The following is a 6,226-nucleotide window of genomic DNA, read 5'->3' as shown; positions in this document are numbered from 1 at the left end:
CGGCCCCGCGCTATAGTGGCGACTTAGACCCACCGGGCCCCTCACATGTCCGACACGTGTCTTCCCGCGGTCAGTGGCCCGCGGCCATCTCCGCCGCCAACCGCTCGTCACCGCTGAGGGTCTTGAGCGGCTTCTCCTTGATGAACAGCACGGCCAGCAGCGCCAGCACCGCGATCGGCGCGCCGATCAGGAACAGCTCCGCGGTGGCCGTGGCGTAGATCTCCCGCACGACCAGCCGCACCGGCTCGGGCAGCAGCGCGAGGTCGGGCACCGTGCCCTCGCCGCCGCCGGGGGCCGGGCCGAACTTCTCCTCGCTCAGCGACGTCACCCGGTTGGCGAGCACCGCGCCCAACGCGCTCACGCCGATCGCGCCGCCGAGGCTGCGGAAGAACGTGAGGGTCGAGGTGGTCGCGCCGAGGTCGCGGGCGGGCACGTCGTTCTGCGCCGCCAGCACCAGGTTCTGCATGAGCATGCCGACGCCGATGCCCAGCACGGCCATGTGCACGCTGACCATGAACACGCTGGTGTTCGCGTCGATCGTGGCCAGCAGCAGCATCCCGCCGATCATGATCACGCCGCCGGCGACCAGGAACGCCTTCCACCTGCCCCACTTGGTGATCAGCTGGCCCGCGACGGTCGACGACACCAGCAGGCCGAAGATCATCGGCAGGCTCATCAGGCCCGCCTGCGTCGGCGTCTTGCCCAGGCCGATCTGGAAGTACTGGGACAGGAACACCGTGCCGCCGAACATGGCCACGCCGACGAGCGCGCTGGCCACCGTCGTCAACGTCACCGTGCGGTTGGCGAAGATCGTCAGCGGCACGATCGGGTCGGCCGCCCGCGACTCCACCCACACGGCCAGGCCGAGCAGCACCACGCCGACCGTCACCAGCAGCGCGGTCCACGCCGAGGCCCACTCGAACTGGTGGCCGGCCAGCGTGGACCACACCAGCAGGGTGGACACGCCGCCGACGATCAGCGCCGCGCCCAGGTAGTCGATCGTGACCTCCTTGCGCACGACCGGCAGGTTCAGCGTGCGCTGGAGCAGGAAGATCGAGGCGAGGGTGAACGGCACGCCGATGAAGAAGCACCAGCGCCAGCCCAGCCACGAGGTGTCCACCATGAGGCCGCCGATGAGCGGGCCGGCGACCGTGCCGACGCCGAAGACCGCGCCGAAGATGCCCGCGTAGCGCCCCATCTCGCGCGGCGGGATCATCGCCGCCATCACGATCGTCGCCAACGCCGTCATGCCGCCCGCGCCGAGGCCCTGCACGATGCGGCTGGCGATGAGCACCTCGACGTTCGGGGAGAAGCCCGCGATGAGCGAGCCCACCACGAACAGGCCGAGGGAGAGCTGGATCAGCAGCTTGCGGCTGTAGAGGTCGGCGAGCTTGCCCCACAGCGGCACGGTCGCGGTCATCGCCAGCAGCTCGGTCGTGACGACCCAGGTGTAGACGGACTGCGAGCCCTTCAGGTCGGAGATGATGCGCGGCAGCGCGTTCGACACGATGGTCGAGGCCAGGATGGCCATGAACATGCCCAGCATGAGGCCGGACATGGCTTGCATGACGTCCCGGCGCGAGGTCGTGCCGGTTTCGGTGGACATCGGTTCCCCCAGGTTGTCGCGTTGGGTCTTCGCGGTGGGTTGTCGTTGGCTTGTCGCAGTGGCTTCAGGCGTCGTCGTGCCGCGCTTCGGTCACTTGCCGCGCTTGGTCTCCCCCGGGTTGATCTCCCCGGGGTTGACCATGGCGGTCATCGCCGAGTCGACCGTCCCGCGGCTCCGCACGCGGCGGCTCCGCGAGCCCCGCGGCGAGCATGTCGAGCGCTTCGGCGAGCAGGTCCTGCAGCGGCGCGGCCGTGCTCGACCAGCGGGTCACCGCCACCCGGAACGCCGCGCCCGCCGCCGCGGCGAGCAGCAGCGGGTAGGTGTCGTCGGCGGGCAGGCCGACCCGTTGGGCAATGGCGGCGACCAGGTGGCGCTCGACGGCCTCGCCGCCGGCGAACACCTTGGCCACCAGCACGGGGTGCTGCTGCACCACGCGCATCCGCAGCAACCAGAAGTCGCGGTCGTCGGCCAACTCGGCGGCGACCTCCGCCAGCAACGCCTCCCGCACCGCCTCGGCGGCGGACAGGTGCGCCGGCTGGGACAGCACGTTGGCACGCATGCGGGGGCCCGCCTCCGGGTCCGGGCCGAGGACGGCGTCCTCCTTGCCGGCGAAGTAGTTGAAGAAGGTGCGCGGCGAGACGTCGGCGGCGGCGCTGATGTCCTCGACGGTCACGTTGTCGAGGCCGCGTTCCGCGACCAGGCGGACGGCGGCGTGCGCCAGAGCCGTGCGGGTCTGCCGCTTCTTGCGGTCGCGCAGCCCCTCGGCCGCGTGCGTGCTCACTCGATCAGGGTAGGGAAAATCATGCACTGACTGCAACTTTGCAGCCACTGCACCCTTTGTGATCCCGCTCTCGTCACCGACACCCCTCCCCTGCCGCCGCCACCCACAATTCACCCCCGGCACCCCTCCCCCTTTTCCGGCAGCTCCATTCCGAGCGGCGATTCTGCGACATGACCGGGGTCTTGCCACAAGCCCCGGTGTGCGCTATAAAATGAAAATGGGAAGGGAGCCGCCATCCCGCGCGCCCCAATTCGCCCTACCCAACCGCGTCCCCGCACCCTCCCCTGCTGTCCACCCCCCTTCCCCGCCCTACCGCCTCCGACCCTTTTCAGGGCTTTTCACGGGTGCTCCCAGGGCCAGTGCCCTTGCCGCGGTTTCCAGGGTCTTTCACACGGGTTCTCCGGCACCTTCCGCGCCGACCTTCCGCGCCGCGCTCCGGCCCGTTCAGCCGCGCCGACCCGTCAGGCGCGCCGCTCCAACAAGATCGTGTCCCGCCAAACCCCGCGGTGCACCGCGATCCGCTCCCGAACCCCGACCGTCCGGAACCCGGCCGACCGGTGGAGCGCGACACTCGCCCGGTTCTCCGGGAACACCACCGCCTGCAACGTCCACAACCCACCGGCATCCGCCGCCCCGACCTGCCGGTGCAGCAACGCCTTCCCCACCCCACGCCCCCGGAACCGCGCGTCCACGTACAGCGACGTCTCCGCCACCCCCGCATAGCACTCCCGCGGCGACACGGGCGTCGCCGCCGCCCACCCCGCGACGACCCCATCCACCACCGCGACCCACCGGTGGTCGAGCAGCCACTTGACGTCCAACGTCCGCCGACTGGGCACCTCGGTCTCGAACGTGGCGTCCCCGGTCGCGATGCCCTCGCCGTAGATGCGCCGCACGTCGGCCCAGTCGTCATCCACCATCGCCCGCACGGCAACGTCCGCGGGCGGCTCCAGCGGCCGCGCGGGGATCGCCCCGAGCACCGCGTCCACCGCGTGCGGCAGCAACACCCGGCCGGCCGGGTCGACCGAGGCCAGCGTGGCGGTGCCGTCGCGGCGGAGGTGGACGAACCCGGCGGCGGCGAGCTTGCGCAGGTGGTGCGAGCAGGTGGGCTGGCTGACCCCGAGCACGTCCGCCAACCGGCCGACCGTGGTCTCGCCGGCCGCCACCGCGTGCAGCAGTCGCACCCGCGTCGGGTCGGCCAGACACCCAAACCGCTCGGCGTACGCGACGGCCTGGTCGACCGTCAAGGCCACTCGGGGCGTCACAACGGGGCTGCTCATGCCCGGATTCTTTGCCCCGCCGGCCCGCATCGTCAATCGAATGCGGTCGATGCAGTGCGACTCACTTCATAGACACCCGTCTATGGACCATCGACGCACTCGCGCTCCGAGCGCACGGCCTGGACGCACGCGCCCCTCGCTCCTTGTCCGGCTCCTCGTCTCCGTCCTCCTGCCTCCGTCCTCCTCCCTGCGCCCACGCCTCGGGGCCGCGCCGCCTCCTTCATTCCCGGCAACGAAACTCGCGCCGGGAAAGTTGCCCATGGGCACGTCATTCGCTCCTTACGGTGATCTTTGGGCCATCACGGCGTCCACCCCCGCGTCACCGGTCGGCGCGTCGTGGCTGGTAGGAGCGTTCACAGCGATCAAAGCGGCGACAGTCGCGGCATAGTCGCCGTCGGCGGCGCGGTTGTGGCGCACTCCCCACAACGCGCGGTCGAGCGGCGTGGGGCCGGTGTGGTCGAAGGCTTTGTCGGTCACGTCGGCGCCGCGCGCCGGCAACAGCCGCACGACGTCGGCACGGCCGTTCATCGCCGCCTGCCCAACGGCGTGAAGTTGCTCCACCCCCGCGTGTCCGCGGCCATCCCGGCGTCCAGCAGCGCCGCGACGACGTCCCAGCGGCCCCACGGCAGGTTCACGTCGGCGCCCGCGTCGAGCAGCACCTCGATGACCTCGGCGCTCCGGCCGCGGCCGATGGCGTGGTGCAGGCAGAACTCCGCGTTGACGTCCACCCCCCGGTCGAGGAACCAGCGCAGCCCGGCGACGCCCTCGAAGTCCGGCTTGTGGTTGACCATCCGCTCGAACCCCGGCCGGTACAGCGCGTCCAGCAGCGCGGTGTCCGACTGCTCGCACGCGCGGTAGAACGCGTCCGCCGCGTCACCCGATGTCGACGGCACGACCGGCAGCGTGGTCACACCGACGGGTGACCACCGGCGCAGCGCGGCGCGCCCCGCTTGAAACGCCGCCACGCCGCCGGGACGCTGGTTCCGCCCGGAGTCCTGGCCAGATCGACTCGCGAGGGAGAACGATGCTCCGCAGCACTCGCCTCTTCGGCCCGAAGCGCCGCGTGACCTTCTCGCTGCCCCTCGACCACCCGCGCGGACCGGTCAGCGTGGTCGGCACGTTCAACGACTGGACCCCCGGCGTGCACGAGCTGGTGCCCCGCCGCGACGGCACGCGCACGGTCACCGTGGTCCTCCCCCCGGGCACGCACCGGTTCCGCTACCTCGCCGACGGCGGCCACTGGTTCGACGAGCCGGACGTGCCGACCGTGGACCGCGACGGCTGCGTGCTCACGATCGACGGCTAGCGGCATCGACGGCCGGCGGAGCCGAACGGACGCCCGGAACCGAGCGGACGGCCGAAACCGAACGGGCCGCCGGGGCACTCGGGCGTTCGTCCACTTCGGACGCGTGATCACCGGGCACGCCGTCGAGGGTGATCTCGTCACCGCGCTCGTGCGCCCACCGGCCCAGCGCGTCGAGCGGTTCCAGCAGGCTGCGGCCCAGGTCGGTCAGCTCGTACTCGACCCGGTCGCGCAGCTCGCGGCGCACCACCAGGCCGGCGGCCGCCAACCGGCGCACGGTCTCGGTCAGCACCTTGGACCGGATGCCGCCGATCGCGCGGCGCAGCTCGGCGGGTCGGCGGGGGCCGTGCCGCAACGCGTGCAGCACCACCGGGTTCCAGGTGTTGGCCAGCAGGTCGAACGCCTGCCGGGCGCGGCAGTCCGCGAGGAAGGCCATGGCCGCTCCCCCTTGTCGTGGGCACCGTTCGGTGCCCGCCGGGTTCCCTAACGTCGGTCCGGTCGAGCATGCCGGACGAGGAGGCGCGGGGATGCGGGTCGGGGTGTTGGGGTCGGGCGGGATGGCGGAGGCGCTGGGCGGGCGGTGGGTCGCGGCCGGGCACGAGGTGCTGGTCGGCGGGCGGTCGCGGGAGCGGTCCGCGGCGGTGGCGGCGCGGATCGGGGCCGTCGCGGGGTCGCCGGCGGACGCGGTGGCGTTCGGGGACGCGGTGCTGCTCGCGGTCCCGGCGGCGGTCGCGGTCGAGGTGCTGGGGCACGCGCCGGGCCGGGTGGTGGTCGACTGCACGAACTCGGTGGTGCCGGGCCGGTTCGTGCTGGACGAGCCGCGTGCCGCCGCACGGCTCGCGGCGGCGTCGGGCGCGCACGTGGTGAAGGCGTTCAACCTGTGCCACGTGGACGTGTGGCGACGGCCGTCGTTGGCGTTCGAGGGGCGGCCGCTCGGGGTGCCGCTGTGCGGCGACTCGGCGGACGCGCTGGAGGTGGCGCGGGCGCTGGTGCGGTCGATCGGGTGCGTGCCGGTGGACGGCGGGCCGCTGGAGCGCGCCGAGCTGCTGGAGGCGACGACGGCGTTCGCCATCGGGCTGTGGGTGGCCGGCGCGGACGTCCGGTCGATGTTCCCGGCGGTGCCGTGACGCACCGTCGCGGCGCGCAACGGTCGGACGACATCGCCGTCCCCGACCGGGTGGAGTGCGGCCGGCCCGCCCTGGCGGGGGCGTGCCGGCTGCTTGTATGCCAGCGAGGGCTCCCGACCCGAGAGGTGG

The 6,226-nt window shown here is 72.5% G+C and carries 7 protein-coding genes and 1 pseudogene; 2 read left to right on the top strand and 6 right to left on the bottom strand.

The window, feature by feature from the left end; genetic code table 11:
* Positions 1-70: 70 nt before the first annotated feature.
* The 5 genes from ACFXGA_RS06565 to ACFXGA_RS06545 all read right to left on the bottom strand — a co-directional run bounded on the left by ACFXGA_RS06565 (position 71) and on the right by ACFXGA_RS06545 (position 4,560).
* On the bottom strand, positions 71-1,606 hold the full coding sequence (locus ACFXGA_RS06565; RefSeq protein WP_378084862.1) for an MDR family MFS transporter: 1,536 nt from the start codon (positions 1,604-1,606) through the stop codon (positions 71-73).
* Between the two features lie 64 nt (positions 1,607-1,670).
* On the bottom strand, positions 1,671-2,387 hold the full coding sequence (locus ACFXGA_RS06560) for a TetR/AcrR family transcriptional regulator (protein ID WP_378084861.1): 717 nt from the start codon (positions 2,385-2,387) through the stop codon (positions 1,671-1,673).
* Between the two features lie 461 nt (positions 2,388-2,848).
* Positions 2,849-3,667 carry a helix-turn-helix domain-containing GNAT family N-acetyltransferase gene (locus tag ACFXGA_RS06555; RefSeq protein ID WP_378084860.1) on the bottom strand — a complete coding sequence of 273 codons (819 nt, stop codon included), beginning with the start codon at positions 3,665-3,667 and terminating at the stop codon, positions 2,849-2,851.
* Positions 3,668-3,946: 279 nt separating this feature from the next.
* On the bottom strand, positions 3,947-4,195 hold the full coding sequence (locus tag ACFXGA_RS06550) for a hypothetical protein (RefSeq protein ID WP_378084859.1): 249 nt from the start codon (positions 4,193-4,195) through the stop codon (positions 3,947-3,949).
* Entirely contained in the window at positions 4,192-4,560 is a 369-nt protein-coding gene (locus tag ACFXGA_RS06545; RefSeq protein WP_378084858.1) for a hypothetical protein, read from the bottom strand. Before ACFXGA_RS06545 ends, ACFXGA_RS06550 begins: the two co-directional genes overlap by 4 nt.
* A gap of 131 nt (positions 4,561-4,691) precedes the next feature.
* Between ACFXGA_RS06545 and ACFXGA_RS06540 the strand changes: the two genes are divergently transcribed.
* A complete protein-coding gene (locus tag ACFXGA_RS06540; RefSeq protein ID WP_378084857.1) occupies positions 4,692-4,973 on the top strand; it encodes an isoamylase early set domain-containing protein in 282 nt (93 codons plus the stop codon).
* A 130-nt stretch (positions 4,974-5,103) separates the two neighbouring features.
* Here the strand turns inward: ACFXGA_RS06540 and ACFXGA_RS06535 are convergent.
* A pseudogene (locus ACFXGA_RS06535) lies at positions 5,104-5,406 on the bottom strand (winged helix-turn-helix transcriptional regulator); the annotation flags it as partial.
* A gap of 91 nt (positions 5,407-5,497) precedes the next feature.
* Between ACFXGA_RS06535 and ACFXGA_RS06530 the strand changes: the two are divergent.
* Positions 5,498-6,097 carry an NADPH-dependent F420 reductase gene (locus tag ACFXGA_RS06530; protein WP_378084856.1) on the top strand — a complete coding sequence of 200 codons (600 nt, stop codon included), beginning with the start codon at positions 5,498-5,500 and terminating at the stop codon, positions 6,095-6,097.
* Positions 6,098-6,226: the final 129 nt, after the last annotated feature.

Source organism: Actinosynnema sp. NPDC059335 (assembly GCF_042752395.1).
Taxonomy (GTDB): domain Bacteria; phylum Actinomycetota; class Actinomycetes; order Mycobacteriales; family Pseudonocardiaceae; genus Actinosynnema.
Note: the sequence above shows the minus strand (reverse complement) of the source record. Positions and strands in the feature narration are given on the sequence as shown.